The sequence below is a fragment of the Streptomyces collinus Tu 365 genome (genome assembly GCF_000444875.1).
GTDB classification, from domain to species: Bacteria; Actinomycetota; Actinomycetes; order Streptomycetales; family Streptomycetaceae; genus Streptomyces; species Streptomyces collinus_A.
The window spans coordinates 279,267-306,155 of the sequence record NC_021985.1 but is presented as its reverse complement, the minus strand read 5'-3'; the positions used below and the strand labels follow the sequence as shown (position 1 = coordinate 306,155).

The following is a 26,889-nucleotide window of genomic DNA, read 5'->3' as shown; positions in this document are numbered from 1 at the left end:
AACCACAGAGGTCAGCGCCGTCCCTGAGACAGGAGAACCCGTGGCCGGCACCGCTTTCGCAGCCCCCTCGGCGGCTCACGACCCCGCACGGCCGGGAAGAACGGGCCACGAGACCCGCGACCCCTTGGTGGCCGCCCGCACCGCGTTCTTCAACGGCTCCGGCTGGACCGCGCACCTCCACGGGCCGAGGCACGACAGACGTCTTCCGGACGCCCAGGGCGAACTGGCGAAACTACTGGAAGCCGAGTACGAGCTGCGGGCCGTCCCGCCCGGCGAGGGAGCCGGAGTGGACCGCCGGGACAAGGCCGTGGCGGGACTGCGTCGCGCCGCCCGGCTGGGCGTACCGCTGACGCCGGAGGCCCTGCTCGCCCACCGGGAGGGCGACCCCCGCCTCATGGCCGTGCTGACCGAGCTGTGGCCGGAGACCGTGCGCCGGCACGGCCCCCGGCACGCCGAGGAGGTACTGCGCGCCATGCTCGGCGAGCCCTGCGACGGACCGGTCGCAGGCCACCTGCTCGACCTCGCGGTGGGCGCCGGCCTGCATCCCCTCACCCCGGTCGAGAGCGCGTCGCTCGCGCGCACCACCACGCACCGGGCCGTACGCCACTCCGCCTGGCGGTACCTGCGTCAACTCCCCGGCGGCCCCGCCCATCTGCCCCATCCTTCCCGGGCCGGGGACGCCTACGAACGGCTCCTGCTGGCGCCCCCGGTACCCGCCTTCGGCCCGGAGAGGCGGGGGCCCGCGGGCCGGCTGGTCGCCCAGAGCATGCTGCTGGGCGGCCTGGACACCCCGGGGCAGGGGATGAGCGGTGGACTGGCGGTGCTGCTGGGCGGGCTCGGCGACCGGCTGGCCACGACCGACGGGATATCCGGCGTCATCACCGTCGTGACCGCCGGGCACGAGGACCTCGCCGCCGACGACCGGCTGGCCTACGAACGCGCCCCCGGGCACTGGGTCCTGCGGCTCCCCGTGGACGCCCCCTCGGCCCCGGCCCAGGTCGAGATGCACCGCCACCGCCCCGCACTCACCTGGTGGGCGGTCCGCCTGCTCGGCGCCATGCCACGGCCCCTGGACGTCCTGCACGTCAGATACGCCGACGACGGCAGCCTGGCCCTCGCCGACGCCGCCGAGCGCCTGGGCGCCGCGCTGGTCTTCACGGCCACGCCCGACCCGCACCGCGGACTCGCCGAACGCCATGCCGAGAGCGATCCCGCCGACCCCACGGCGGCGGACGGCCTCCGGCACGATCTGCACCGGGTCTTCCTGGCCGACCGGCTCGTCGAGCGCGCGGACACGGTCGTCGGTATCCCCGGACGCGGCGGCACCCGTGAACTCGTCCGCCACTTCCCCGGCCTCGCCCAGCTCAACGCAGGACGCGGACCCAGCGCCCCGCCCGAAGGCATCGCCCCCTACCAGCCCGCACCCGACGAGGACGACCGGCGGCGCGAGGCGCTGAAGCGGCTCTACCGGGACGGGACGCGCCCCGACGCCCTCGACCCCCGCGACCGCGAACTGCCCGCGCTGCTGTGCGTGGGCCGGCTGCACCCGGTCAAGCAGCAGGACCTCCTGGTCCGGTCCTGGCTGGCGACGGGCGCCCACCACACCACGACCCTCGTCCTCATCGGCGGCAGCCCCGGCGCCGGCACCGCCGCGGAGGACGACGTCCGCCGCCGCATCGACACCCTCCTCGCCCCGTACCCGCAGGCCGCGCGCCGCCTGGCGCTGCTGCCGGCCCTGCCGAACAACGAGGTACGCCGACTGCAGCGTGCCCTGGCACAGCGCACGGCCGACGCCCGCTGCTGGTACGTCTGCCCGAGCGCGAAGGAGGAGTTCGGGATAGCGGTCCTGGAGGCGATGGACGCCGGCCTTCCCGTCGCCGGTCCGCGCCGCGGGGGAGTCGCGCACTACCTCCGCGACCAGGTCAACGGGCTCCTGATGGACACATCCGGCCAGGCGGGCCTGATGCGGGGCCTACGGCGGGTCGCCGCCACCTCCGTCGACGACCGGCGCCGTTACGCGGCTGCGGGCAGGAAGCTGGTCGCCGAGCGGTTCTCCGTGACACGCATGGCCGACGAACTGGCCGCCGAGTACACCGCCCTGCACACCGACTGACCAGTGGGCGGGCCGGACGAGTACCTGTTCGGCAGCCTCACGATCTGCGGTACCGCCGTGGGACCCACCGACGCCGACCCCGTGGTGTGCGGGCTCGGCGAGGCGCAACAGCGGGACAGTGCCTGCAGGGACAGCATCGGCGAGCGGCGGGGTGTCGGGCATGTCGGTTCCTGAGCGTACGGGCCGCCCCACTGATCGCAGCGGCCTCGTGGTCTGTGATCGCGGTCGGGGCAGTGAGACTTCCCCCCCAGAGGTTTGCGCACGTCAGCCGCGCCCGGCTGGTAGGGCCGGTCGTCGCGCTTGACAATAGGCAGGTAAATACCTGCATAATGTCGAGCGTGAGCCTCGAAGCAATAGCGATGGACTCGGTGTTCAAGGCGCTGGCCGATCCCACTCGGCGACTCCTGCTCGACCGGTTGCGCGAGCACAACGGGCAGACGCTGCGCGAACTGTGTGAACGCCTCGACATGTCACGCCAGTCGGTGACACAGCATCTGGACGTCCTCGTGCGTACCGACCTCGTCACCGTCGTACGGCGCGGCCGGGAGCGGCTGCACTACCTGAACCCGACCCCGATCCACGAGATCGAGGAGCGCTGGATCTCCGGCTTCGACAAGCCCCGCCTGCAAGCGATCAGCGCCATCAAGCGCCAGGCAGAGGAGTACGCCATGACCGAAGCACCTGCACCAGTGCCGGACTATGTATATGTCACCTATATCCGCGCCCGTGCGGAGCAGGTGTGGCAAGCCCTGACCGATGCCGACCTGACGGCGCGCTACTGGGGTCACGCGAATGTCTCCGACTGGCAGCCGGGCTCGGCCTGGGAGCACCGGCGAGCCGACGGCTCGGGCAAGGTCGACGTGGTGGGCCGCGTCCTGGAAACCGAGCCCCCGACCCGGCTGGTCGTCACCTTCGACGACGCCCCCGATGCCGAATCGCCGAGAGAGCCGTCGGTCGTCACCTTCCTCGTCGAGCCGCATGAGGACATCGTCCGCCTCACCGTGACCCACGAGAGGCTCCCCAACCAGGAGATGCTGGGCGGCATCTCCGCCGGCTGGCCGGCCGTGCTGGCCAACCTCAAGTCGATGCTGGAGACGGGCGAGGTCCTGCCGCAGGCGCCCTGGGAGATGTCCCGCGCCCACACCTGAGCCGCGCCGCTTCGCCCGCGGTTCATTCCGTCTACGCCCGCACAGACAGGTGCCATACATGCTGGACACCGGCTCACTCCAGGACGCCTACCGAACGCTGCTTGACGCCGCCGCCACCGTGGCCAGCGCCGACGACCCCAACCCCGCCCCACCGGACGGCGAGTGGAACGCCGACGAGATCCTCGCGCACGTCTCTCTCGTCAGTGCCGCCACCATCGCCGCCATCGCAGGCATCGAAGCGGGGGCCAACACGACGTACGACAACCGGATCGCACTCGACGTCTGGACCATCCGGCGCACCATCGCGCACGCAGGCGGCAACGCCGGTCTCCGGGAGCGCATCCGTGGACAGGCAGCTGCGCTGTGCGCACTCGCCCGAAGCGCGGCGCTCAGCGACGCCGAGCTCGGCACCCTGGTGCCTGCCCGGCTCCTGTCCAACGACACCCTCCTGGTCGATCAGCCCATGCCACTGCGCGACATCGTCACTGGCCTGGCGAAGGCAGAACTGCCCGGCCACACGAAACAGCTCCTCGCCCTCCTCCCCGAGCGAGCCATGAACGAGGCCACGCGCTGACCACGGCACATGACCACACCGGTGGAGACGGACGTGGCCGCGGACCCACGTCCAGCCGGCGCACCGCATGCTCCGGCGACCTTCGTGCCGCTCCGGTCTCGGCGGCAGGTCGAAGCGCCTGCCGACCCGGTCGCCGGTGAGCACCTCTGCCGATGAGCACCTCTGAGGGAGCTGAAGGATCCGTTCGACGGTTGGCCCGGGACGGGTACCCGCCCCCCAGCTCACCCATCCGGACGGCTCGCGGAATAGCCCGGACAGGCCCTGGGTTGACGCCGACCAGACGTATGCGTGTGCATCGACTCGAAAGGCAGGGCCTGTCGTGAAGATTGGCATCATCGGCGCGGGCAACATCGGCGGCAACCTCACCCGGCGGCTGACCGCCCTCGGTCACGACGTCTCCGTGGCGAACTCCCGTGGCCCGCAGACCCTCACCGAACTGGCCGAGGAGACCGGAGCGACGCCGGTACCGGTGGAGGAGGCGGCGCGTGACGCGGAGATCGTCGTCGTCACCGTCCCCCTGAAGGCCGTCCCGAACCTGCCCTCCGGCCTGCTCGACGGGGCCGCCGAAGGCGTCGTGGTGATCGACACCGGCAACTACTACCCACAGCAGCGCGACGGGAAGATCGCCGGGATCGAGGACGAGGGCCTGACCGAGAGCCGCTGGACCGAGCGGCAGATCGGGCACCCCGTCATCAAGGCCTTCAACGGCACCTTCGCCATCGACATCCTGGAACGTGCGCGCCCGGCGGGCGCCCCCGACCGGCAGGCCCTGCCGGTGGCCGGCGACGACGAGGCGGCCAAGCGGAAGGTCAGGGCGCTGATCGACGAGCTCGGCTTCGACACCGTGGACGCCGGCGGGCTCGACGACTCCTGGCGCCAGCAGCCGGGCACCCCTGTGTACGGCCTGCGCGAGGGCGTCGACGGAGTGACGAAGGCGCTGGCCGCGGCGAGCCCCGAGCGTACGGCGGAGTGGCGGGCCTGACGCGATCGGCTCGGGCGATCTCCAGCGGCCGGTGCGGCCTCTCCGGCAACTTGATCCCGACCGGACCCCCGGGCCGCACCCCGCCTCCGCGCAGGAGGACATCCAGCGAGCCCCGCCCGGTGCCAAACCGCACTGTTCCGCGCCCCGCCCGACGCTTGTCGGCCAGGCCGATGGCGAGCCGGACCATGCCGCGGTCGGTGCGGTGCGGCTGCCCTACGCCCCTGGCGTCAAGCGAAGGCGTTGCGCAGGTAGGCGGGCAGTGGCGGGCAGACGGCTGGGTCTGCTTTCCGGTCATGGTCGATGAGTTGGTCGGCGGGCATGACGATGTGGTTGCCGTGGTCGGTGCGGACGACGGCGCGGAACGCTTCGCCGCGGCTGTCCCGGCTGGCGAGGTAGGCGGCCAGGGCGGCCCGGCCCAGCTCGGCGGGTCCGCAGGCGGTGGCGGCAGCTGAGGCCGTCGGCCGGTTCGAGTGGGACCGTGGACGCCCGGGTCCTAACGCAGCGCGGCGGCGACCAGGCCGTCGAGAGCCTCGCGCGGTACTTCGCCGCCGTTCACCAGTCGGTCGAAAACCAGTCCGTCGATGCAGGTCAGCAGAGTGTGAGTGCGGTTCTCGACGTCTGTGACGCCGTGCGTGGTGAGGAACATCCGGACGGCCTCGCGGCCGGCGTTCTCGCGGGGCACGAGTATCGCTCGCAGCTCAGGGTCGCGCACGCTCTCGACGGCGCAGGCATGGCGGGCGAGCGAGCGGCGGCGGCCCTCGCCGGTGAGTCGCTGCCGGGTGAGCAGCACCATGCCGTCCACCAGTTCCTCGACGGTGCGCAGGGGTGGAAGCTCTTCGGCCATCGTTTGAAGTTCTGCCTGGTCGAGATGGACCAGGCGGGTTACGAGTCCGGTCAGCAGCGCGGCACGGGTGCGGAAGTAGGCCGAGGTGGTGCCGGGCGGCATGGCGGACTTCCGATCGACCGCGCGGTGGGTCAGGCCGCGTATCCCTTCGTCGACGAGCACGTCGAGAGCCGCGTCCGCCAGAAGAGTGCGCCGATCCGAAGCCATGGCCCCTTTCTACACCCGTAGAGACTCGGGATAGGGTGCGCTTCTACAGATGTAGAAGATGGGGGCTCCGGCATGGGGAACACGGCAGTGGTGCTCGGAGGGGGCGTCGGCGGGCTGGCCGCCGCGATCGGTCTGTTTCGCATCGGATGGGACGTGACGGTCATCGAGCGTGCGTCCATGCTCGATGACGCGGGGGCAGGCATTTCACTGGCCGCCAACGGCCTGCGGGCACTGGACGAACTGGGGGTCGGCGACGCGGTTCGGGAGGCATCGCGAGGCCAGTACAGCGGCGGCACCCGGACGCCCCGGGGCGGCTGGCTGGCCCGGATGGACGGCTCGACGCTGGAGAAGGCGGTGGGCGCACCGATCATGGGCATCCCCCGCTCCGACCTGCACCGACTGCTCCGCGACTGCCTGCCCGCCGAATCACTGGTGACCGGCTCGGAGGCGGCCGGGGTCGAGCAGACCGGCCCTGAGACGGTTCAAGTCGACTGCCGCACCACGGTCCTGAACGCCGGTCTGGTGGTCGCGGCCGACGGCATCGGCAGCAAAACTCGCAGCCGTCTTTTCCCACACCATCCCGGCCCGGTCTACAGCGGCTCGACGGTACTGCGTGCCATCACCGAGCGCGCGGTCGATCTGCGGACCGACTTCGAGCTGACCTGGGGCCGCGGCGCGGAATTCGGGCACATCGCCTTCCGGGACAGGCGGGCCGAGTGGCACGCCGTCCTCAGCCACCCCGCCGGCACGCGGTTCGCCGACCCGCTGGCCGAACTGCGCCGACGGTTCCACACCTGGCACGACCCGATCCCCGCCATGCTCGACGCGACCCGGCCCGAGGCCGTGCTGTATCACGACGTGAACGAACTGCGTACGCCGCTCACCTCATACGCGGTCGGTCGGATCGCGCTGCTCGGTGACGCGGCCCATGCGATGACCCCCAACCTCGGACAGGGGGCCTGTCAGGCACTGGAGGACGCGGTAACCCTCGCCGCCGCCCTCGCCACCGAGTCCACCGTCGACGCCGCGCTCGCTCGCTACGACGCCGAGCGTCGGCCCCGCAGCCAGGCCGTCGCACGGGCTGCCCGGCAAGCCGGCAGAATGGGCCAACAGCTCTCCCACCCACTGGCCGTCCCCCTGCGGAACACGGCGATGCGACTGACTCCATCCCGGGTCGCCACACGTATGATCCTGCGTCATCACGCCTGGGTTCCGCCGTCGCTGAGCTGATCCGGTTCGTGCCCGCCACCTCACGACCCGAACGGCGCCGTCGCCACCCTGGGGGCCTGCGAGTTCCCGGTCGAGTGGCACTCGCCGGCGTGATGTACGCGCTGCGAACCGGTGTCGTCCGGCGCGATGTTCCGACGGAGTCCGTGGGTTGCTCCGGTGTGACGGCCTGGCGCCGCTGCGGGACTGGACCGAGGCCGGCGTCTGGCCGCGCCTGCACGCCCCGTTGCTGACCTGCATCGACGGACTGGTTTTTCGACCGACTGGTGAACGGCGGTGAGTACCGCGCGAGGCTCTCGACGGCTTCGTCGCCGCCGCGCTGCGTTAGGTGCCCCCTGCTTGGAGGCGAGCCCCGACGCGATGTTCTTCAGAGGCATGCTCGGGCCGATCCGCGGGTCTCGGTCGGCACGCGCAGATCATGCTTCTTGCCTTCGTCTGGGCCTAGGAAAGCGCCCACGCTATTAGGCCGTTCGGCCCGGGCCCTGCGCGCGGTGCTGCCTGCGTGACTGCACCCAACACGGACCCTTTCATTGCCCTTTACGTTGCTTGCCCTATGGCAAGGGAGTGGCTGATTCTGGCCCGTATGTGGGGTGGTTCCGTGGGAATGGAAAGAATCTTTGTGCGATTCCTGTGACAACTTGTGTGGGCCCGGTGGCTGTTGGAGCTGTCGGGGTCTGTCTCTCCATGGGGGAAAGTCATGCGCACACGTGCCTTGGGCACGTCTCTTCGGCATGCGCGGAGGAGATCAGGAGCGGCTGCCGCCGTGGCGGTGGTGACGGCGGCGGCGCTCGCGGCGGCGGTCCTGCCCGCCACGACGGCGACAGCGGCCGACGGCAAACCCGTATCGGCGTGGGGCAAGGGCAGCCCCGACTTCAGGATGCCGGCGGTGAAGGTCGGTGCGAACCGGCCGGTGAAGTCGAAGCCGTCGAAGAACCCGACCGCGTACGCGCCGTGGAGGCGTGAGCAGCGGGCGCACGCCAAGGCCGCAGCCTCCGGGAAGGAGGCCGCGTCCTCGGGTGTCGCGGCGAAGGCGTCGCTGATGAGCCTCGTCCCGGAGGGCCAGGGCAACGTGCCCTGGCACCGCTACACCAGCTTCGCGATCACGGACACTCTGAAGGCGAAGGTCGACTACTCGACCGGCAACCTGATGCTGACGGCGACGGACTTCGACATCGCCGGCGTGGGGCAGCGCCTGATGCTGGCGCGGACGTACAACTCGCTCGATGCCCCCTACGGGCGCGTCTCGCAGCGCTGGTGGCAGCAGTACGAGCGCTACCTGTCCATCTCCAGCAGCGAGGTGATCCTCTACGACGCCTCCGGCGCCACCGTCCGCTTCACCAAGAACAGCGACGGCTCCTTCACCACCCCCAAGGGGTACTCGGAGGACCTGAAGAAGAACGCGGACGGCACCTACACGCTGACGAAGTGGAAGTCGGGCTCGAAGGAGACCTACAACGCCAACGGCTGCCTGAGCAAGGTCACCGACCGCAACCACGGCAGCATCACCGTCGCCCAGCACGACGAAACCGGCGAGAACAAGGGCTTCAAACTCACCGAGACCCGCTCGGGCCGCTGGATTGACCTCGTCAAGACCTACCCCTCGCAGTGGCAGGCCAAGGACAACACCGGCCGCACCGCCGTCTACAGCCTCGACCCGAGCGGCAACCTGGCCACCACCACCGACACCGAGGGCAAGACCGTCACCTTCGGCTACGACGGCTCCGGCCGCGTCGCCAAGATCACCACCGCCGAAGGCCGGGTCACCGTCTTCACCTACGACGACGTCAACCGCGTCACCTCGATGCTGCGCGCCACCGGCTTCAACGCCTCCGGGAGCACGGGCCCGACCTGGACGTACACCTACAGCTCCACGTCGGCGACCGCGGCCGGCACGACCACGGCCAAGGACCCGGAGCTGCACGCCACGAAGTACGACCACGACGGCGACGGCCAGGTCACCGACGTGACGGACGCGCTGCAGCATCACCGCTCGACGAAGTTCGACGCCAACCACAACATCGACACGGCCACCGACGCGATGGGCGCGGGCACCACCCCGGGCAACGTCACCGACTACGGATTCAACTCCCGCAACAACCTAGAGACCGTCTCGATGCCCACCGGCGGCAAGACGGTCAACTCCTGGCAGACCATCGCCGGCGGCGACGTACCGAAGGACTCCACCAACGCCGACGGCGAGAAGACGAGCTTCACCTACGACACGGTCGGCAACACCACCTCGGTCGCCCAGACCGGCACCGGCGGCGGCAGCGTCTCCTACGACTACAACCCCGCCACCCCGACCTGCGGCGGCTTCGAGGGCCAGCGCTGCGCGCAGAAGACGAAGATGACGTCGACGAAGACGGTGCAGACCGACTTCCATTACGACGCCAAGGGCAACCTGGAGTGGGCCAAGCCGCCGGCACCGCTGGACAAGACGACGTACACCTACGACGACCTGGGCCGCACGGCGTCGGCCACGGACGCGCGCGGGGTGACCTTCACGTACACGTACGACAACATGGACCGCATCCGCACCGTCTCCGCACCGAACTCGGTGAAGGTCGAGTACTGGTACGACGGCGACGGCAACCTGGTCCAGCGCTCGGACGGCACGGGGACGGTGAAGTACGAGTTCGACCCGCTGCAGCGCGAGACGGTCCGTCACCTCCAGGACGGCTCCCAGACGCTGCTGGCCTACACCCCGGCGGGCAACGTGGACTACTACCAGGACCCCGCGGGGAAGGTCGACTACACCTGGAACGAGGTCAACAAGCTCAAGGAGCTGAAGGACCCGCAGGGTGCGGTGACGACGTACGATTACAACAACGACGACGTCCGCACCACGACCACCTACCCCGGCGGCACGGTGCAGAAGGTCGACGTCGACGCCTCCAGCCGCCCCAAGAACATCAAGGTGACCTCCGACCAGGGCACCCTGGTCGACCTCGGCTACACCTACGGCTACGGCACGAACGCCGCCACCGACGGCAACAAGATCCGCACCAGCACGGACAACGTCACCGGGCTGAAGCGCACCTACTCCTACGACGGCGCGGGCCGCTTCTCCTACGCCAAGGAGGAGAAGAACGGCACGATCGCCGACTCCTGGCAGTACTGCTACGACCTGGCCGGCAACCTCACCTCCCAGGGCGCCGACCAGGGCTGCCCGCGCGGCACCACCTACACCTACAACGACGCCCAGGAACTCACCGCCAAGTCCAGCACCAGCGGAAGCTGGTCCTACGACGCCATCGGCAACGAGACCGCAGGCGCCTCCACCGACGACTACACCCGCACCGGCGAGACCTGGACCGACCACTCCCAGATGTCGTCGATCACGGTCAACAACAAGACCTACGACGGCCAGTACGGCTCCACCGACCAGAGCGAGCGTATCCGCCTCGGTGACACCTACTTCCACAACGGCCCCCTCGGCCTGTCCGCCAAGACGACCGCCGGCGTGGACATGGGCTTCAACCGCGAGCCCGGGGGCACCTTGAACTCCATGACGACCGGGGGCAAGGCGTACTACTACCTCACCGACGCGATCGGCTCGGTGATCGGTCTGGTGGACGTGGACGGCAACAAGGTCGACACCTACACGTACAGCCCCCGCGGTGTTCGTCTGCTCGCCCAGTCGACGGAACCGGTGGCCCAGCCCTACCGCTTCGCCGGCAACTACCAGGACCCCACCGGCCTGTACCACCTCAAGGCCCGCTACTACGACGCCAACGTCAGCCGCTTCACCCAGTCCGACCCCTCCGGCCAGGAACAGAACCCCTACCTCTACGCCGAGGGCGACCCCGTCAACCGCATCGACCCCAACGGGTTGCTGTCGCTCGACGTGGGGGGCGAGGCTTGCTACTGGGTGTGCATAGGCGCTGGCGCAAGCATCAACGAGGACGGCGGCGTCCACCCGTACCTGTCCGTAGGACTTGGCACCCCCGGAGTAAGTGGTGACCTGGGTCTGGCCTCAGGCTCAGCGGGGCCGGGATGGACCGGCGAAGTGGCGTGCGGGCTAGGTCCTGCGGACCTGTCTGTCGCTACGGATGGGTCGGAAGGTGTCGGCACGGGTGGAAGTACCGGCAAGTGTTCAGGAACGGTCAAGTACACCTTCTAAGGAAAACGAGGCATACGCCCATGCAGAGCCTTCTTCAACTGGCCAATGGTAGGCCCGCTGGACCTTCCTGGTCCCCGTACCTGATGGTTGGCCTCTTCGTCATCGCTGCGATAGTGATGATCGGTCTCTATGCCAGAAGTCGGCGACGCAGCAAGTAGAGGAGTTCTTCTGTGGGCGCTCTCTGTGGGCGCCCACAGTCTTGACCAGTAAGGACAGTCATGCATGTTCTTGTGGGTGTGCTGGTTACCGCGTTCGGGGTGGCTATCGCAGTGTTCGGACCCACCTTCTCCAAAGCTGTCGGAAGCAGAGCCAGTGGGCGTTTCGATCAAAGCAATGCTGTGGCCTTTCGTGCGATCGGTGTCATGCTCGCGCTCGTGGGGCTGCTCTATGTCATCGGAGTCGTCGGCTGACTGAGCTCTTTCAGTGTGACCACTGATCGGGTGGCCGGCCGGTGTCCCGCAACGCACGAGGCTCCTGTGCCGGTGAGAGAGGTGTTCGCCGTCTCAACTCAGCAGTGCGGGAGCCTCGTTGATTCCCTGTCCTACGCCTACTTACGAGTTGGTGCGCGATAGCGGGCGGGTCGTGTTTGGCCTGCTCGCGGCCTGTTTCAGACGGTGACGGTGCGGTCGGAGACGAGGCCGGCGACGGCTCAGTACGTGTCAGGCAGCGGTCAGATGCGTCGCTTGACCTGATGGCTCCGCGCGACGCCGGACGCCTGCTCGGCGAGGGTGGAACCGTCCCGTCCCATCTGACGTGCAGGTATATGGATCGCCTGAGATACGGGAACGCGTGGGAGGTTGGGGGAGCGGTGTCGACCGAGGACGACGTCGAGCAGTTCGCGGCGCTGCTGCGCCGGCTGAAGGACCGCACGGACCGGAGCTACGGCTCACTGGCCCGCCGTCTCGGCATGAACACCTCCACGCTGCACCGCTACTGCGCGGGACAGGCGGTCCCGCAGGACTACGTCCCGGTGGAGCGGTTGGCTGCCTTCTGCGGAGCAACACCGGAGGAACGCCTCGATCTGCACCGCCTGTGGCTGCTCGCGGTGATGGCACGACAGAGGCCGAGGGCGGGGGAGGAGGCAGCGGAGCAGACAAAGACCGAGGGGGCACCGGGGCCGACAGGGGACGGGCGGGCTTCGGGTCCGGACAGCCGGACAGCGGCGCGTGCGGGTGGCAGCACGCGCAGTCTGGGTGGCGGCGCCGACGGCATCGCCGCTCCCGAGGCTTCCGGACCGGGCAGTTGCGAGTCGACGGCCCAGTGCGATGCGGTCCGCTCAACTGGACGGCCCTGGTACCGCCGTCGTCGTACCGTCGCCGGCACAGCCACGGCCACCGTACTGCTGGTGACGCTGGGCAGTATGTCGGCGCTGTCGGCCGACCGGTCTCACGACAACTCCGCCAAGGCCCCCGGTCAGTCCCGCACGACAGGAACCGGCACGTCACACCACCCGCAGGCCACTGCGGTCAGCCCCTCCCGCAGCCGTTCTCCGGAGTCGCCCTCCGCAGGAGTACGGGCTTCAGGGAGCCCCGAGTCGAAGGACCGATCGTCGGCTGGGACGAAGAGCGACGCCCCCGTGCCAACCGGTGTACCGCTCGCGTGGACCGCCGACTCGCAGATCTGGGACGGCGGTTGCGGGCACGACTACGTCATCGGCAAGGAGCCGGCCCAGGTGCCCCCGCCGCCGGTAGAACAGGACGCCGGAGTGTGGGCAGCGACGCAGCAGGCGGTACCTGGGCGGCAGACGATGGTGCAGATCTCGGTACAGGGGAAGTCGTCCACGACCGTGGTCCTCGCTGCCCTCCGGGTACGTATCGTCAGCCGCGGCACCCCGGTCACGGGCAACGCGTACGCCATGGGCCAGGGCTGCGGCAGTGATCTGCCGCCCCGGAACTTCTCCGTGAACCTGGACGTCGACCGCCCGATCGCCCATGCGCGCCCCGGCAACGACAGCGGAAACTCCGTCCCCGCGGTTCAGTTCCCCTACCGCGTCTCCGCCGAGGACCCGGAGGTGCTGCAGGTCACCGCGACGACCGAGGCATACGACTGCGCCTGGTACCTGGAACTGGACTGGTCCTCGCAGGGCCGCACCGGCACGGTCCGCATCGACGACCACGGCCACCCCTTCCGCACCAGCAGCATCAAGGGCCTGCCCCACTACTGGTACGGCACGAACGACCACGGTGTGCGTCAGTGGGTACCCACCGACGCTTGAGGGAACCTGGGAGCTGCTCGGGCCAACCAGCCTAGAGTGGGCTGCATGGACATGCGGAGAATCGTCGCGATGCTGGCCGAGGAAGCCGAGCAGCAGATCCGTGACCGGGTGTGGGAGCTGGCTCCGAGCGACCGGGCTCTTGCGCTTGAGACCGAGGCCGGGCTGCGGAAGGTTGTCGGGCCGTCGGACGTCCAGGAGGCATTGCCGCAGATCGACCGGCTGGAACACCTGCGGGAAACGCTCGCCGTCCTGGCGATCTCTCTCGCTCGCACCCACGGCCGCATGGCCTGGTTCCTCTCCGGTGCCCTCAACGCGCTCGAACCGGTCCTGCGCTGGCGGGCCATGACTGCCGAGAGTGGTGGCACGTTCGGCACTGTTCTGGCGAGTGCAGAGGAGTACACGGAGGCGGAGGAGGCCGTCCGCCTACTCCAGGACGGCCTTGAGCGGATAGCTGCGAAGTGAGACGGGGAAGCCAAGTCATGATGGCCACACGGAGGACGTACAACACGCAGGTGACGCTTCAGGTCGACGCTCGGAGCCATCTCCGACATGGCTGATCCCTCTTCTCGTGGCTGGCTTCGCTCCCCGGTCTCGGCAGGACGTCAGACAGCAGCGTCGTGACTTCCAAATAGCAGTCGCTATGGATGTCATAACGGCAGGAAGGGGGCTGCAGCGCGTGATGGCACCCTGCGCTTCTGCTTAGTTGATGCGTAGATCGCCTCTTGGCCGGCTGCCTTCAGGAACCACTCGCACCCAAGCACGAGCGAGTGGGTTCACCTTTTCCCGTACACGCTCGGTCGTGGGAGACGCCCGCCTCTCCGACGGCGGAGCGAGCAGCCTCAGCCGTTGAAGAAGCCGCCCAGGGCGGCGGAGAGGGGGCCGGGGGCTTCCTCGGCCACATGATGGCCGGCGTCGATGCCGTGGCCTCGGACGTCGTCGGCCCAGTCGCGCCAGATGGTACGCGGGTCGCCGTACAGGTCCTCGAGATCGTCTCGCAAGGACCACAGGACCAGGACGGGGCAGTCTATCCGCGTCCCTCGGGCGCGGTCCGCCTCCTCGTGTTGGCGGTCCACGGTGAGCCCGGCGCGGTAGTCCTCCAGCATGGCGCGGACGACGTCTGGATTGCGGGTGGCGGTTCGCCACTCGTCGTGATTCTCCTGCCCCATGGCTTCGGGGTCTCCGCGGTACCAGGCGTCGGGATCAGCGTTGATGACGCGTTCGGGGATCTCTGGCTGTGCGAAGAAGAACCAGTGCCACCATGCGGTGGCGAACCGGGCATCCGCACGGGTCAGGTGCTCGCTCAGGGGCAGGCCGTCCAGGAACGCCACCCGGGTCACCGCGGACGGGTGGTCCAGCACCAGGCGGAGCGCCACGGCAGCCCCTCGGTCGTGACCGACGAGACCGAAGCGCTGATGCCCGAGCGTTTGCATGACCTCGACCATGTCCTTGGCAACGGCGCGCTTGGCGTGCGGAACGTGATCCAGAGTGGGCGCCGGACCGCGGGAGCGTCCGTACCCACGCAGGTCGGGGCAGACGACGCTGAAACCGCGCCGCACCAGGACGGGCGCGACCCGGTGCCATGTCGCCGACGTACGCGGGTGGCCATGCAACAACAGAAGAGGCGGGCCCTCGCCCCCGTATCGAACGAAAATGGATGCCTCACTGGTGCGCACCGTCCTGGTGGAAAACTCCTCGAACACGCAACGCCCCTCCTGCTCCGAGACCCGGCCCGCGCTACCCCACCGATCCACCTTCCCAAGATGAGCCCCGACACTCCGCTACGGGTCGCTCAGTCGCCAACGAGCTTGCTCAAACGCCAAGTATCGCGTCCAGAGGGTCGGCAAAGGCGGCACAGGCGGCGTTGTCGGCAGGGGCTTGAAAGCGCGGCGGTGACCGTGATGACGGCGAGCGGAAACATGACCAGGCGGAGTTGAAGAAGCCGGCCGGCGAGGCCGTTGCCCGTGCGGCGCCCGGCCGCTGATCGAGCAGGAACTGGCCAGGGCCGAGGACGCCCTGCATGTCGCCCTCACCCTCTACGCACTGCACCAGCAGTCCCGCCGCACCGGCATGTACCAGGCCGACCGGCCGGACCGCCGCCGCGGCCTGGGCGCCGCGGTGCGCCGGATGATGAAACCCGGCGAGATCGCACCCCCCATCCACAAACGCCTGGGCCGCGCCGGCACCGCCGCCGACCTGACCACCTGCGCCCAGCGGCTGCGCGACATCGTCGTCCTGCTGCGCCTCGAAGACATCGAACTCGACCACGCGTTGCCCGCCGGACAGCTCTACACCGGGCAGCGGCCCGGCGGCGCGGACACCGTCCGCAGGGAACGGGGCCGCTCCTTCCACACCTGGCACGACAAGCCCACCGGCCGCCCTGCCGCTGCCGCCGACCGCGCCACCACGGACACCACCGCCACCACGTACACCGACAAGGACGCCTCGTGAACCGCATCTTCCTCGACGTGTACGCCCTGCAGACCGCCTCGCTCACGGGTGAGACCGCCCTGCGGCTCGCGGACGAGACGGTGAAGGCAGCCGGCTTGAAGACCGAGGTGCCCAAGCGCAAGGCGAGCGCCGCCAAGGACGGTGAGCCGGAGCCGGCGCCCCAGGCCAAGAACCTGGTGTGCGTGAGCCCCCGGGGGCCGTGCAGTCTCCGGGGGCTCGCCGACTAGTGGCCATGCTCCTCGTAGAGGCGGTCGGCCATGAGTGCATGGGCCAGGGTTCCGCCCGCGCGGACCGCGGCGGTGACGAAGGCGGTCTCGGCCAGTTCCTCGGCGGTCACCCCGTGTCGGCGGGCGGCGGCGGTGTGCACGTCGAGGCAGTACGCGCACTGGGTCACCAACGCCACCGCCACGGAGATCAGCTCGCGGTAGCGCCGCGGGACCGCACCGTCCTCCCGGTCGACGGCGTCCTGGAAGGCGCGCCAGGCCGCGAACTCCACCGGGGCATTGGCGCCGACCGAACGAGCGCGCTTGAGATCGTCGGGGTCCGTGTACACGGCGGGCTCCTTGAGTGGTTGGGGTGGATCCGTTGGTGGATCCACCCCACCGCGACGGGGGCGGCCGCGTCCAAGACCGATTTCGCAGGGACGGGTTCGAACTCGGTATCGTGGCCGGTCATGGACCTGCGGGCACTACGCTGCTTCGTCGCCGTGGCCGAGGAGGGCCACTTCGGCCGGGCCGCGGCGCGCCTGCATCTGGCACAGCCGCCGCTGAGCCGCCGGATCCGGGAGCTTGAGGCAGACCTCGGGTGCCGGCTGTTCGAGCGGATCCCGACCGGCGCCCGACTCACCCCGGCCGGCGAGGTGCTACTCGCGGAGGCGCGGGACCTGCTGGAGCGCGCCGAGCGCGCCCGTGAACGGGTCCGGGGCGCCGAGTCCGAGCGGGTTCTGGTCCTCGGTACGGTCGCGGGCGCCGGGTTGGACGTCGGCGCGGCGGCGCTGTCCGCGCTGCGGCGGGAGCGGCCGGGGTTGCGGGTGAGGCTGCGCGAGGCGCCGATCACCGATCCGAGCGCGGGCCTGCGCGAGGCCCGGGTGGACCTGGCGCTGACCCGCCTGCCCTTCGACACCTCTGGCCTGACGGTCCGCCTGCTCGGCGAGGAGCCGCTCGTGGCCGCTCTGCCGGCGGACGACACTCTGGCGGGCCGCCCGCGGCTGCACGTCGCCGAACTCGCCGGTCGGCCGCGCTTCCGGCTGCCGCCGGGTACGGACGCACGGTGGCGTGCGTACTGGCTCGGCGCCCCGGACGACGTGCCGGGTCCGGTGGTGTCCTCCCTTGAGGAATGCCTGCACGCCGTCCTCTGGGAGGGCACGGTCGGCCTGCTCCCGGCCGGCGCGGCACTGCGGCACGCCCGCCCCGGCATCGCCTTCGTCCCGGTCGACGGCCACGCACCGAGCCGCATCGTCACCGCCCGCCGCGCCACCACGCCCGACCCCCGGGCCGAGGCTCTCGCGCAGGCCCTCACCGCAGCCTTCGCCCGCCGCCCGCCCGCCGACCTCGCGCAGTAGGCGGCTTCCTGCAGCGGCCCGGCGGCATCCCACCAGAGCCCGTCCGATGGGTCGGGGAAGAGACGACCTAGCCCGTCCTGCTGACGGCGCCACGGCCTTGGTCGCCAGGCCCGCCCTGCCCGGTCGCCGGGCCGGCCGTGCGCCCGACTGTCGCGCTGCCGCGTCGCGTCCTGGCCGCCGCCGGGCGGCCGTCACGATCCCGCGGGGTAGAGCAGCGGCCGGGCGGGGCGCGGGTGAGCGGCTGCCGGCAGGCTTGTCGCCGCCGTCCGCGGCCGCCGTTCTGCCCGTCTGTCGTCGGGCCGTGGGCGCGGGTTCGCCGGGCCGTTCCGGCGCGTCGGGCCCCGTCCTGCCGGGCCGTCGCACCAGCTCACTGTGCTGCACCAGGGGCATCAGCGGGGTGGCACCATGCGGCCTCTCGGGAGGCCGGCCACGTCGTTCACCAGCGCAAGGACCGGAACGGGCGAACTGCCAGGTCGCGGTCAGCGTCCACGCGGCCACCGACACGGCATCGTGCCCGTTGGAGTGGGAGTTGTTCCTGCCCGAGGAATGGACACATGACAACGGTCGGCGCCGGCGGGCCGGCATTCCCGAGGAGGTCGGGCATGTGTCCAAGACCCGTCTTGCGCTGGGACTGCTGGACCGCCTGGCCGGACAGGGCCTGAGCGTGCCGGTGATCGTGGCCGATGCCGGCTATGGCCGCAGCGTCTCCTTCCGGCTCGCGCTGGAGGAACGCGGCTGGTCCTACGTCGTGGCCGTCGACCCGAAAGAGATCGCTCGGCCTGCCGACGCGGAGCCGTATCAACCCGCCTATGGCGGGCTGGGCCCACCGACTCTGCCCCGATACCGCGAGGTGCCCCGGCCGCTGCCGGGCCTCGTTGCAGAGGCCGCGGTGTTCGAGGAAGTCACGTGGCGGCAGGGCAGTAAAGGGCACGATGACTTCGCACTTCGCCGTTCTGCAGGTCAGGCCGTCGGGCAAGGAGGCCTGCCGCACCGCCCAGGAACAGGCCGGTGGCCGCAGCCGGTGGGACGGTGTGCTGCCGCTGCGGACCCTGCTGGTCGAACAGCCTGAAGAAGCCGAAGAGCCGACCGGCTACTGGATGACCAACTTCCCCGCCACCACGGCCATCACCGATCTGGTGCGGTGGGCGAAGATGCGCTGGCGGATCGAGCACGACTACCGCGAACTCAAGCACGGCCTGGGCCTGGACCACTTCGAAGGACGCACCTGGCGCGGCTGGCACCACCACGTCACCCCTCGTCACCGCCGCCCAGGCCTTCCTCACCCTCCGGCGACTCGACCCAAAAGCCCAGACGCCGGCCTCACCCTCTACCAGGTCCTCGACGTCATTCAGGACCTGCTGAGGTGCTGGACCGGCACCTGCACCACCTGCGGCCGCCCCCTACCGACCAGCAGACGAAGAACCTAACGAAGCACTACTAGACCGTGTGCGGCGGATCATGTGGCCGTGATGGCACCAAGTTAGTTCTCACGGGCCGCACTGCGCCCGGTTGCGAGGCGTTTCTGCCCCTCGGGCACGGGCAGGACCGCGAGTGCGGTGTCTGCAACGTTCCGCAGCGTCTCCGGATCCAGGCCGGCCTTGCCTACCGCCTCGATACCGCGGACCACCGTCAGCAGCAGTGCCGCCAGCCGCTCCGGATCCGCGGCGCTGTCGATGTCGCCGTGGCGCTGGGCGGCGCTGATCTCCGTTCGCAGCAGGGTCAGCAGTGCCGTCATGGTCTCGGCCGACCGTGCGGCGACCGTCGGATCCTGCTGGGCCAGTTCCGCCGCGCCCTTGGCCAACAGGCACCCGCGGCGCTCGCTGTCGGAGGCGGTGTTCTCCGCCATGAGGTGCACGTATTCCGACAGTCGGGCCAAGGCCTCTGCATCCGGGCCGCCTGCCAGACGCCCTTCGGCCACCTCGACGACTGCGGTGCACCAGTCGCCAAATACACGGTGGAACAGCTTGGCCTTGTCGCCGAACGCGCCGTACAGGCTGCCCTTGCCCAGGCCGGTCGCCTGGGCGATGTCGTCCATCCGGGTTCCTGCGTAGCCGGTCGCCCAGAACTGTTCCCGGGCCCGCTCCAGGACTTGGCGTTCGTCGAAGGCGCGTGGTCTCGGCATGGCCTCAGTCTATTCGTTCTTGACTCGATCGTCCATTACTGGCTACGTTATGGACGATCCATTCCATAACTGAAGGGGTTCGCCATGTCAGGCGTGCTGCAGGAAAAGGTGGCCGTGATCACCGGAGGGACCAGCGGGATCGGGCTGGCCATCGCCCACCGTTTCGTCCGGGAGGGCGCACGGGTCTTCGTGACCGGCCGGGACATCGACCGCCTCGAGGCGGCAGTCAAGGAGTTGGGCCCTGCGGCCACCGGCGTACGATCCGACGTCTCGAACCTGGCCGACCTGGACGCGCTCTACGCGCGAGTCCGCGAGCAGGCCGGACGCATCGACGTGCTGGTGGCCAACGCGGGAATCGTCGCGGACGCCGCGCTCGGCGCCCACACCGAGGCGAACGTCGACCTGACCCTCGCCGTCAACGTCAAGGGCCCACTGTTCACCGTTCAGAAGGCACTCCCGCTGCTGGCGGAGAACGCCTCCATCGTGGTCGTCGGCTCGAGCAACAGCGTGCGGCCCAATGAGCAACTCGAGGTCTACAGCGCCTCGAAGGCGGCGGTGAGCAACCTCGTGCACAACTGGGCCCGGCAGTCACGGGAGCGGCGATTCCGGGTCAACGTGCTCAGCCCGGGACCCACGCGGACCCCTGGCCTGCTGGGCGCCGCAGGGCCGGCCGCCGACCAGTTCGCCGAGGCCACCGTGCCACTGGGGAGGCTGGCCGACGCCGAGGAAATCGCCGAGGCCGCCCTCTTCCTGGCTTCGGACGCCTCGTCGTTCGTCACCGGCGCCGAACTCTTCGCCGACGGCGGCTACACCCGGGCCTGATCGACGGCCGGTGGTGCGCATCCGGTTCCCTACCTGCGATGGGTGCACTCCGGGCCGCGCGTGTGCGTCGTACGAGGCCCAGTGCGCCCGAAGCAATCTTGTCGAGGAGAGTGGCCGGCACGCGGACATCGTAGGGAGCTGCTTGACGGGGCGAAGGGGTGGCTTCTCTGAACCACGCATCCTGATGGACGGTAAGACGGTCGCTGTGGCCGTGTTACTGGTCCTTGAGCGTGCCCCGGCACACGCGGATGAGATCCGTCAGCGCCGTCGACAGCTCATCCAGCCGGCGTGTGCTGGTCGACTCGGTTGACTCGGTCATGGCTTTCCACGCGGTTTGGTGGACGATCTGCACCCGTGAGGCGACTTCCCCCGGCTCGACGAGCCGAATGCGCACCACCTTCAGGGCGACTGTGGCCATGAGCTGCTCGAACCGTGCTTTGAGCAGCGCTGCCTCGGCCATGTTGCCGTGCGTGGCCTGATGGGCAAGCTGCCTGGCCTCCTCCACGGCAAGCATGAAGTCCTCAAGTCGCTCAGCGCGCTCTCGCTGTTCGCTCTGCCGACTCTCTCGCCGCCACTTGGCACGCTCTCCGAACAGTGTCAGACCAGTGCCCAGAGCAACCCCGAAAAGAGCTGTCCCTCCCGTGATCGCCGCCGACCAGACTGCAACATCCATTCGAGCAGCTGCCAGGCGCCACGCACCCCCGTCCGAGCATGCTTCAAAACGAAGCACCGGGGCCCACGGCCTGGCAGCTGCGCGCTCCCTCTGCGCGCCGTACACACGTCAACGCGCCCCCTCACCCGTCTGGCTGGCGGATCCAAAGCGCCCGTAACGTCCTGGTCCTTCTGTCGAGGAGAGGGGAAGCGAACAATGCGCTCACATCTGGTAGGTGGCCTCGTTGCGGCGGGAGCCGCCCTGTGCGGTCTGGCCGCCTCACCCGCGTCGGCGTGGACTGGTAGTTACGTCTCTTCGAACTCCGGCTACGCCTACGTCCGCGGGGCGGCCACGACCAACTCCGCGATCATCGGCAAGGCGCCCAACGGCCGCATGGTCGACATGATGTGCTACAAGGACGGTCAGTGGGCCCAGGGCAACTACTGGACCAACCGCTGGTACTACTCCACCGTGCAGTCCAACGGAACTAACAACTGGATCGGCTTTGTCCACGCGTCTCTCGTTGCCAAGCCGACTCGGGTGCCGCCCTGCTGACCTCCTGTCCCGATCGCGCTGCCACACGCCGCTCGGCGCCTGACACCGCAACGAGACCTCAGGAGCAATTGGGCACGGCGCTGACGCTCACGTTGTGCAGCAGCTCCGCCTATACGGCGGTTGCCCCCTTGTCGCTGTCCAGGTGAAACCAGGGGTGGTGTAGGGCGGTGGCGTGGGACCGCTACATGGGTCCCACGCTGTTGCCCAAACTGCGACCGTTTGTGATCTTGCAGGTCACGGTGATTGGCGTGTTCTCCGTGAGCGGGTCTCGGCGCCTCCAGCCCACGGGCTGCCGTAGACGTAGGCCGACTCGCACTCGGGACCGGTGCTGGTACAGCCGCCGCCCTGATCGTCGGTGTACCGGATCACGGCGGCGAAGGAGCCGCGCCTTTGTGGGTGGTGGTCGAAGTCCTACCACAGGAGTCGCTGGCTCCGTTCTCGTCCTGTCCGCCACCTGCCGTAGTGCCGGACGTGCCGTCTGAGCACCGGCTGAAGTACCGGAGCTACCGGTTGAATCCCCGGAGGCTGGAGACCGCTCATGCGTACCTTGTCCCGTCGTGCCCTCCTCCCCGCACCCGCCGCCGTGCTGATGTTCACCCTCGCCGCCTGTGGCGGTGGTTTCGACGACAGCTCCGGCAGTTCGAAGTCGGACACCCAGCAGGCCGTCCAGGGCGCGTGAGGTGCCGGTGCGGCGGGAGAGGCCAGTCGTCAATCTCACTCCGTTTAGAGATGCCGGCGCAGCGCATCGAGGAGAGTGTTCATGGTCGCGCGAGCGGCAGTACGGCGGTAGGGGTGGCGCGACCAGATGGTCGGCAGCACCACCCCCACGAAAATCATGACCGTGCAGAGAAGGACGAGTAGGCCGACGGGGCCGAGGGTGTCGAGGAGGTCGTGCAGCGTCATCGTGTGCTCCGTTCGTTAGCCGGTGACAGGAGCACCTTCTGGCGCCTGGGCGACCGCTGGCGGAAGTCGGGTCGAATCGGGATACCGGCCTCATTGCCGCGGACCGCGGCCTAGGCTGGGCCCCAGAACGCGGGGCGTCCCGGGACATTGTGGGACGCCGGGGGGAGGGGCGTTGCAGCGGGCAGACAAGGCACGGAAGCAGTTCGCCGCGTGGCTGCGGGAGGTGCACAGGGCGGCGGGCCAGCCAAGTGCAGCGAAGCTGGCCCGGACGATCTCCCGGCACGCGGCGGTCGGCGGCCCAGTCCCCAGCAAGTCGAGCGTCCACCGGCTTCTTCAAGGTGAGTTCGTCAGGCCCCCGGACTTGGACACCGTGATGGCGCTCCTCGACGCGTGCGAGCGTTGCGCCACGGCCTCCGATCCGTTCAGCAAGGCCCTGGTCGAGAGAAAGCTGTGGCGCCACCGGCACCAGCGGCTCGTCACGATCCTCGAAGTGGCCAGTAATGACGGCCGGGACCACGATCCGAGCGACCCCGCCGAGGACGAGCAAACCGCCACCGACCGAACGCGGAAGCGCGCTGGGAACCTCCTCACACAGCCGTGGCGCGCCCCCGCCCTCGAACATCCAGGCCAAGACACGCCCGCCCTTTCACTGCTCGCCAAGTTCGAGATAGTGCCGTATCTGTTTCCCGAGGTCACTGCGGAGTTCGCCGCCTGGTGTGACGGCCCTGAGCCCTTGGCAGTTCGCTATGTCGAGGCACCTGGCGGCGCCGGCAAGACCCGCTACGCCATCACTGTGTGCAAGGCTCAGACCGAGAATGGCTGGACGGCCGGGTTCGTGAACATGGAGGACCGGCGGGTCGACACCGCACTAGGCGACCGGCTTCTTGTGGTGGACGACTTCGGAGGAACACAGCCAGAGGTGCTGGCACGCCGACTGCAGGATATGACGTGCTCGACGTCGGAGCGGGTGCGGCTGCTCCTGCTCGCCCGCCTCGCCCAATACCCCGAAAAGGCGCTGCGGGACCTGCGTGAGTGCTTTGGTGAACGAGCCAGCGACGCCGTGTGGAACGCCCTGGAGCAGGCGCAGACGATCGCCCTCCCGGAATTGACCGATGCGCAACGCCGGCAACTGTTCGCCGACGGAGTAGCCGCGTTCAGTCGCGGGCGGAGGCCCGACCCGCCAGTGAGGGAAGTCAAGGACCCGGGCGCTCTGCCGTTGGAAGTGCTGTGCGCGGCGGTGGACGCGGTCTGGACCGGGCCGGACCCACGACACGGCACGGGAGACCTGCTTGAGCGGGTGCTCAACCACGAGACCGAGGTGTGGCGCAGCAACGCGAGTGGAGCCCTGAGCGCACACATCCCGCTGCTTCGCCGGTGCGTGGCCATGGTGACGCTTACCGCAGGCGCAGCCAATGAAGACGAAGCCGAAGCCATACTCGCCCAGTTTCCCGTCCTGGCCGGCGATGCCGTCTTACGAGATCAGGTGGACCAGTGGCTGCGCGGCCGGTACTGGCGTCAAGGGTCCACCGGCGACAGCGTGTACACCCCGCTACGCCCCGACCCCGTCGGCGAACGGTTGGTCTTGCAAGTCTGCCGCGACGAGGAACCGAAACTGCTGGGCAGGGTGCTGGACCTGCCCTCCGACGACCACGTCACGCGGGCCCTCGGGCTCCTTACGCGGCTGGCGGCCGACGAGGACGTCGCCAAGACGGTGACCAACGCCCTCACCCAAGACGCTGCCAGCCGGTACCTCGCGCTGCTCAAACGCGGCGAACAGCAACTGGACGACATTCTGGCGAGGCAGGACCGCGGGCAGCCCTTCGACGGCGTCACCCTCCTCGACGAACTGCGTCGCGTCGGGGACCTCCTGCTCGCCGAGCGAGACGACTTGAGCGAGGCACGGAACCGCCTCGCTCGGCAGCTTGCCCGCTTCCGGATCCGTAAAATCGACGCCGAACTGAGCTTCGGCACCATCTATCTCTACTACGACGACTTCACCCCGGTGATCCGCCGCATTCAAGCTCTGCGCCGCGCCCTGGACCACGGCGACACCTTCGCCGACCTGTCATCGCTTCAATACGTCCGCGAGCTCCTCGACAGGCTTGCCAGCGATCTCTGCCATCACCGCGAGTACTTCCCCGAGCGTCCTGCGGGGGGACTTTTCCGCGCACTGAGCAAACCGAGAGGCCCGGACCTCCCTCACGACAAGATCTACTTCCGCTACCAGGTGAAGCAGCTGCGAAGGGCACTCGACCAGCTGTTCCGCACGGAATCCGCCACACCCGGCGAGCACCCAGCCATGGTCGCACGCGAGTCGGCGCCGTCGCTGGCAGCGGTGCGGATGTCAACAGGGGTGGCCTGGTTGCTTCCCCTCGAGTACCGGCCGCGGGTGCTGCAGATGCAGCACTCCAAGCTCCATGACTTGGCGGATACGGGATTCCCCGCCCATGCTCAGCTGTACTACGTGGCCTGTTGGTTGATCCGAGCAATTGCCGGGCAACTGGTCTGGCGGCTGCCTCCGCAACCACTCGACGACCGAGCACTTGCTGACGTGATGGGTCTGAACCGCAATATCGTCGCGAAGTACCGCGGAGCACTTCCGAGATCCGCACTGGCTGAAACGCAGCCCTGCCCGTCCTGCACAAGGGATGACAGGAGCTCCGCTGAATCTGGCAACCGGGGGGAGTAATCGTCGATTCCTCTAGATCACCGCAGGGAGCCTCGTGGCCCGCAGCCGTTGGTCGATCACTGCGAAGTCTTCGTTGGTGAGGCTGCGGCCGGAGGCGGCCGAGATCTCCTTGGAGGAGTTCGAGTAGCTGTGGACTGAAGGACGGCGGGTTCGCACGGCGGGTTCTCGGCGATTCAGCCTGACCTGGTGGGTTGGGGTCCGTCACGAAGCATTCGCAAAGAGGACGTCGGCCCGGCGTCGGCGAGACAGAGCAGCGCCTGGTGTGGTGCTTGCCCTGAGCTGCCGGGGCGCCCAGGGCCGCGAACGCGGAGAGGACGGGCGTCTCTGCGAACGCGTCGCCGCTGCGGGTCATCGATGCCCTGAACGCGTCGAGGGCGCTCTGACGATCTCCCAGGGGCCGGTGTCGTCCATGCGGCCGGTCTCTAGTCCACTCGTCGGAACAGTCCGGGAACTGGCCGAGACGCTGACCGCTATGGGGGCCCAGCCCGGTGCTGGAGTGGGACGGCCGGAACCTTCCCGGGCGGGGCTTCGGACTGGGTCAGGCTGCGGCGTGCGTTGTCGAACAAGATCATGCCACCGCCTTTGTAGCGTGCCATGGGCCGGTCAACGGCATGCGTGCGCTTCCCGTACGCGTGCCGTACGGGAAGCGCACGAGCCGGGCATTCATCCCAGTCTGGCCGCCGCTCCTGTGCTTGTACCAGGGCCGGGCCTCCTGCGGACGCCGTTCGGCGGGAGAGGCATGCGCGGTGGCAGACCGGCGGGCCCGCTCGGCGGCCCTGACACGTGCGGCGGCATCGGCATCCGCCTCCAGATGGACTCGGGCCGCCGCCGTGACGTCGCTTGATGAGGCGTAGCGGAGTTGTGGTCGACCGCCTTGTTGGGGAATCGGCGGGATCAGTGGCCGGCGCCACCGGCCCCGTAATGGCCGCTGATCTGGTCGCGGTAGGCGGGGTCGCCCAAGTGCTTGTCCTTGTCGAACTCCGGTGCGCGCTTGATCTGCTCTTTGGAGCGAGCGACAGTGATGGTCCTCCCCTCGTGGTCGATGCGGGTGATCGTAGCGGCTGGGAGCAGGACCTCCTTGCCGAAGATCCACATTCCGGTGTCGACGACGATGTACTGCGATCCTACGTCGTTGGAGTGCTTGTCGACCTTGCCGATGTGTCCGTCCGTCGCTTCCACCGCATAACCCGTCAGATCGGCGTCAGGAGTGTGGCCGGCCGTCGGCGCGTAGTTCCACATGTTCTCAGTCACGCTCATCCTCCACAGATGCGCTAGAGAGATGCCTGCTCATCTCGATTTTCGTCTCGGGGGCTCCAAATGTCCGTGAAGCGGGCTGGTAAACGCCGTCGAGGCTGTCGACGCCTGCCACTGCTGCCTGGCCGGCCACCTCGGCCCACTCCACTACGGAGCTGCCCTCGCACCGGCTGGCCGATCGCCACCTGCGCGGTCGAGACGCGTTGTCCCGCATCGTGCCCGATCAGTTCTGCCCCCAGTTGGGCGCGTCGACCATCAGGGTGCCCCAGGGCTCGTTGCCGATGTTGATGACGACGTAGCTTTCCTGGCCGTCCAGGGCGCTTCCTAAGGCCCCGCCCGCCCGGGAGGACGTCACCCAGGCGGGCGAGGACGAGGGGAGGAGGCGCGTCACGCGATGGAGCGGGCGGTGCCGTTGAGGCGGAGAGGGGCGTGGCCCTGACAGAACCGCGC

25 protein-coding genes and 2 pseudogenes are annotated in these 26,889 nt (G+C 69.2%); 19 read left to right on the top strand and 8 right to left on the bottom strand.

The window, feature by feature from the left end; genetic code table 11:
* The first annotated feature begins 40 nt into the window (after positions 1-40).
* The 5 genes from B446_RS01225 to B446_RS39475 all read left to right on the top strand — a co-directional run bounded on the left by B446_RS01225 (position 41) and on the right by B446_RS39475 (position 5,269).
* A complete protein-coding gene (locus B446_RS01225; protein WP_148305712.1) occupies positions 41-2,113 on the top strand; it encodes a glycosyltransferase family 4 protein in 2,073 nt (690 codons plus the stop codon).
* A gap of 359 nt (positions 2,114-2,472) precedes the next feature.
* Positions 2,473-3,261 carry an ArsR/SmtB family transcription factor gene (locus tag B446_RS01220; protein WP_020937571.1) on the top strand — a complete coding sequence of 263 codons (789 nt, stop codon included), beginning with the start codon at positions 2,473-2,475 and terminating at the stop codon, positions 3,259-3,261.
* Positions 3,262-3,319: 58 nt separating this feature from the next.
* Positions 3,320-3,835 carry a hypothetical protein gene (locus B446_RS01215; protein WP_020937570.1) on the top strand — a complete coding sequence of 172 codons (516 nt, stop codon included), beginning with the start codon at positions 3,320-3,322 and terminating at the stop codon, positions 3,833-3,835.
* A 319-nt stretch (positions 3,836-4,154) separates the two neighbouring features.
* Positions 4,155-4,817: an NADPH-dependent F420 reductase gene (locus B446_RS01210; RefSeq protein ID WP_020937569.1), complete on the top strand. Its 663-nt coding sequence runs from the start codon at positions 4,155-4,157 to the stop codon at positions 4,815-4,817.
* Positions 4,818-5,110: 293 nt separating this feature from the next.
* Positions 5,111-5,269 carry a hypothetical protein gene (locus tag B446_RS39475; protein WP_162473329.1) on the top strand — a complete coding sequence of 53 codons (159 nt, stop codon included), beginning with the start codon at positions 5,111-5,113 and terminating at the stop codon, positions 5,267-5,269.
* Between the two features lie 41 nt (positions 5,270-5,310).
* On the opposite strand, the gene B446_RS01200 is transcribed toward B446_RS39475, so the two are convergent.
* On the bottom strand, positions 5,311-5,868 hold the full coding sequence (locus B446_RS01200) for a TetR/AcrR family transcriptional regulator (protein ID WP_020937567.1): 558 nt from the start codon (positions 5,866-5,868) through the stop codon (positions 5,311-5,313).
* Between the two features lie 72 nt (positions 5,869-5,940).
* On the opposite strand from B446_RS01200, the gene B446_RS01195 reads away from it, so the two are divergent.
* From B446_RS01195 to B446_RS01180, 6 genes and pseudogenes are all read left to right on the top strand, one after another.
* The gene (locus tag B446_RS01195) at positions 5,941-7,098 is read left to right on the top strand and encodes an FAD-dependent monooxygenase (protein WP_043474473.1); all 1,158 of its coding nucleotides are present in this window, start codon (positions 5,941-5,943) and stop codon (positions 7,096-7,098) included.
* Positions 7,099-7,130: 32 nt separating this feature from the next.
* Positions 7,131-7,327, top strand: a pseudogene (locus B446_RS39855) (transposase); the annotation flags it as partial.
* A gap of 537 nt (positions 7,328-7,864) precedes the next feature.
* The gene (locus tag B446_RS01190; protein ID WP_237751132.1) at positions 7,865-11,218 is read left to right on the top strand and encodes an RHS repeat-associated core domain-containing protein; all 3,354 of its coding nucleotides are present in this window, start codon (positions 7,865-7,867) and stop codon (positions 11,216-11,218) included.
* Between the two features lie 218 nt (positions 11,219-11,436).
* A complete protein-coding gene (locus B446_RS38905; protein WP_148305711.1) occupies positions 11,437-11,628 on the top strand; it encodes a hypothetical protein in 192 nt (63 codons plus the stop codon).
* Positions 11,629-11,981: 353 nt separating this feature from the next.
* Positions 11,982-13,433 (top strand): transcriptional regulator, encoded by a 1,452-nt coding sequence (locus B446_RS01185; RefSeq protein ID WP_052352098.1) that lies wholly within the window; start codon positions 11,982-11,984, stop codon positions 13,431-13,433.
* Positions 13,434-13,478: 45 nt separating this feature from the next.
* Positions 13,479-13,895 carry a hypothetical protein gene (locus B446_RS01180; RefSeq protein WP_020937563.1) on the top strand — a complete coding sequence of 139 codons (417 nt, stop codon included), beginning with the start codon at positions 13,479-13,481 and terminating at the stop codon, positions 13,893-13,895.
* Positions 13,896-14,272: 377 nt separating this feature from the next.
* Here the strand turns inward: B446_RS01180 and B446_RS01175 are convergent, their stop codons facing one another.
* Positions 14,273-15,133 carry an alpha/beta fold hydrolase gene (locus B446_RS01175; protein WP_020937562.1) on the bottom strand — a complete coding sequence of 287 codons (861 nt, stop codon included), beginning with the start codon at positions 15,131-15,133 and terminating at the stop codon, positions 14,273-14,275.
* Between the two features lie 277 nt (positions 15,134-15,410).
* On the opposite strand from B446_RS01175, the gene casB reads away from it, so the two are divergent.
* Together casB and B446_RS01165 are read left to right on the top strand one after the other, a co-directional pair.
* On the top strand, positions 15,411-15,881 hold the full coding sequence (gene casB / locus B446_RS01170) for a type I-E CRISPR-associated protein Cse2/CasB (RefSeq protein ID WP_078614595.1): 471 nt from the start codon (positions 15,411-15,413) through the stop codon (positions 15,879-15,881).
* Positions 15,878-16,108, top strand: a complete 231-nt coding sequence (locus tag B446_RS01165) for a hypothetical protein (protein ID WP_020937560.1) — start codon at positions 15,878-15,880, stop codon at positions 16,106-16,108. The genes casB and B446_RS01165 overlap by 4 nt, the downstream gene beginning before the upstream one ends.
* Here the strand turns inward: B446_RS01165 and B446_RS01160 are convergent.
* Entirely contained in the window at positions 16,105-16,434 is a 330-nt protein-coding gene (locus B446_RS01160) for a carboxymuconolactone decarboxylase family protein (RefSeq protein ID WP_020937559.1), read from the bottom strand. The genes B446_RS01165 and B446_RS01160 overlap by 4 nt on opposite strands.
* Before the next feature lie 120 nt (positions 16,435-16,554).
* Between B446_RS01160 and B446_RS01155 the strand changes: the two genes are divergently transcribed.
* Together B446_RS01155 and B446_RS01150 are read left to right on the top strand one after the other, a co-directional pair.
* Entirely contained in the window at positions 16,555-17,442 is an 888-nt protein-coding gene (locus B446_RS01155; RefSeq protein ID WP_020937558.1) for a LysR family transcriptional regulator, read from the top strand.
* A gap of 376 nt (positions 17,443-17,818) precedes the next feature.
* Positions 17,819-18,804 (top strand): annotated as a pseudogene (locus B446_RS01150) (IS701 family transposase); the annotation flags it as partial.
* Positions 18,805-18,922: 118 nt separating this feature from the next.
* Here B446_RS01150 and B446_RS01145 read toward each other — a convergent pair.
* Positions 18,923-19,564: a TetR/AcrR family transcriptional regulator gene (locus B446_RS01145; protein WP_043474470.1), complete on the bottom strand. Its 642-nt coding sequence runs from the start codon at positions 19,562-19,564 to the stop codon at positions 18,923-18,925.
* Between the two features lie 84 nt (positions 19,565-19,648).
* Between B446_RS01145 and B446_RS01140 the strand changes: the two genes are divergently transcribed.
* Positions 19,649-20,386 (top strand): SDR family NAD(P)-dependent oxidoreductase, encoded by a 738-nt coding sequence (locus B446_RS01140; RefSeq protein WP_020943809.1) that lies wholly within the window; start codon positions 19,649-19,651, stop codon positions 20,384-20,386.
* A gap of 214 nt (positions 20,387-20,600) precedes the next feature.
* Here B446_RS01140 and B446_RS01135 read toward each other — a convergent pair whose 3' ends face one another.
* Complete coding sequence (locus B446_RS01135; RefSeq protein WP_020937555.1) at positions 20,601-20,900, bottom strand: hypothetical protein; 300 nt, start codon at positions 20,898-20,900, stop codon at positions 20,601-20,603.
* Between the two features lie 354 nt (positions 20,901-21,254).
* On the opposite strand from B446_RS01135, the gene B446_RS01130 reads away from it, so the two are divergent.
* Positions 21,255-21,593 carry a hypothetical protein gene (locus B446_RS01130; protein WP_020937554.1) on the top strand — a complete coding sequence of 113 codons (339 nt, stop codon included), beginning with the start codon at positions 21,255-21,257 and terminating at the stop codon, positions 21,591-21,593.
* A 538-nt stretch (positions 21,594-22,131) separates the two neighbouring features.
* Complete coding sequence (locus B446_RS39145; RefSeq protein WP_158506729.1) at positions 22,132-22,272, top strand: hypothetical protein; 141 nt, start codon at positions 22,132-22,134, stop codon at positions 22,270-22,272.
* Positions 22,273-22,316: 44 nt separating this feature from the next.
* Here the strand turns inward: B446_RS39145 and B446_RS01125 are convergent, their stop codons facing one another.
* A complete protein-coding gene (locus B446_RS01125) occupies positions 22,317-22,496 on the bottom strand; it encodes a hypothetical protein (RefSeq protein ID WP_043474467.1) in 180 nt (59 codons plus the stop codon).
* A gap of 172 nt (positions 22,497-22,668) precedes the next feature.
* Between B446_RS01125 and B446_RS01120 the strand changes: the two genes are divergently transcribed.
* Entirely contained in the window at positions 22,669-25,185 is a 2,517-nt protein-coding gene (locus B446_RS01120) for a hypothetical protein (protein WP_020937553.1), read from the top strand.
* A gap of 894 nt (positions 25,186-26,079) precedes the next feature.
* Here B446_RS01120 and B446_RS01115 read toward each other — a convergent pair.
* Positions 26,080-26,436 (bottom strand): PRC-barrel domain-containing protein, encoded by a 357-nt coding sequence (locus B446_RS01115; RefSeq protein ID WP_043477148.1) that lies wholly within the window; start codon positions 26,434-26,436, stop codon positions 26,080-26,082.
* A gap of 226 nt (positions 26,437-26,662) precedes the next feature.
* Positions 26,663-26,830: a hypothetical protein gene (locus B446_RS39140; protein WP_020937551.1), complete on the bottom strand. Its 168-nt coding sequence runs from the start codon at positions 26,828-26,830 to the stop codon at positions 26,663-26,665.
* Positions 26,831-26,889: the final 59 nt, after the last annotated feature.

What these genes read in the sequence shown, in the direction of transcription:
- B446_RS01220 (WP_020937571.1), top strand. Translation starts at nt 2,473, where the DNA reads ATGGACTCGGTGTTCAAGGCGCTGGCCGATCCCACTCGGCGACTCCTG.
- B446_RS01215 (WP_020937570.1), top strand. Translation starts at nt 3,320, where the DNA reads ATGCTGGACACCGGCTCACTCCAGGACGCCTACCGAACGCTGCTTGAC.
- B446_RS39475 (WP_162473329.1), top strand. Translation starts at nt 5,111, where the DNA reads ATGGTCGATGAGTTGGTCGGCGGGCATGACGATGTGGTTGCCGTGGTC.
- B446_RS01200 (WP_020937567.1), bottom strand. Translation starts at nt 5,868, where the DNA reads ATGGCTTCGGATCGGCGCACTCTTCTGGCGGACGCGGCTCTCGACGTG.
- B446_RS01195 (WP_043474473.1), top strand. Translation starts at nt 5,941, where the DNA reads ATGGGGAACACGGCAGTGGTGCTCGGAGGGGGCGTCGGCGGGCTGGCC.
- B446_RS38905 (WP_148305711.1), top strand. Translation starts at nt 11,437, where the DNA reads ATGCATGTTCTTGTGGGTGTGCTGGTTACCGCGTTCGGGGTGGCTATC.
- B446_RS01185 (WP_052352098.1), top strand. Translation starts at nt 11,982, where the DNA reads ATGGATCGCCTGAGATACGGGAACGCGTGGGAGGTTGGGGGAGCGGTG.
- B446_RS01180 (WP_020937563.1), top strand. Translation starts at nt 13,479, where the DNA reads ATGGACATGCGGAGAATCGTCGCGATGCTGGCCGAGGAAGCCGAGCAG.
- B446_RS01155 (WP_020937558.1), top strand. Translation starts at nt 16,555, where the DNA reads ATGGACCTGCGGGCACTACGCTGCTTCGTCGCCGTGGCCGAGGAGGGC.
- B446_RS01145 (WP_043474470.1), bottom strand. Translation starts at nt 19,564, where the DNA reads ATGCCGAGACCACGCGCCTTCGACGAACGCCAAGTCCTGGAGCGGGCC.
- B446_RS01140 (WP_020943809.1), top strand. Translation starts at nt 19,649, where the DNA reads ATGTCAGGCGTGCTGCAGGAAAAGGTGGCCGTGATCACCGGAGGGACC.
- B446_RS01135 (WP_020937555.1), bottom strand. Translation starts at nt 20,900, where the DNA reads ATGCTTGCCGTGGAGGAGGCCAGGCAGCTTGCCCATCAGGCCACGCAC.
- B446_RS01130 (WP_020937554.1), top strand. Translation starts at nt 21,255, where the DNA reads ATGCGCTCACATCTGGTAGGTGGCCTCGTTGCGGCGGGAGCCGCCCTG.
- B446_RS39145 (WP_158506729.1), top strand. Translation starts at nt 22,132, where the DNA reads ATGCGTACCTTGTCCCGTCGTGCCCTCCTCCCCGCACCCGCCGCCGTG.
- B446_RS01125 (WP_043474467.1), bottom strand. Translation starts at nt 22,496, where the DNA reads ATGACGCTGCACGACCTCCTCGACACCCTCGGCCCCGTCGGCCTACTC.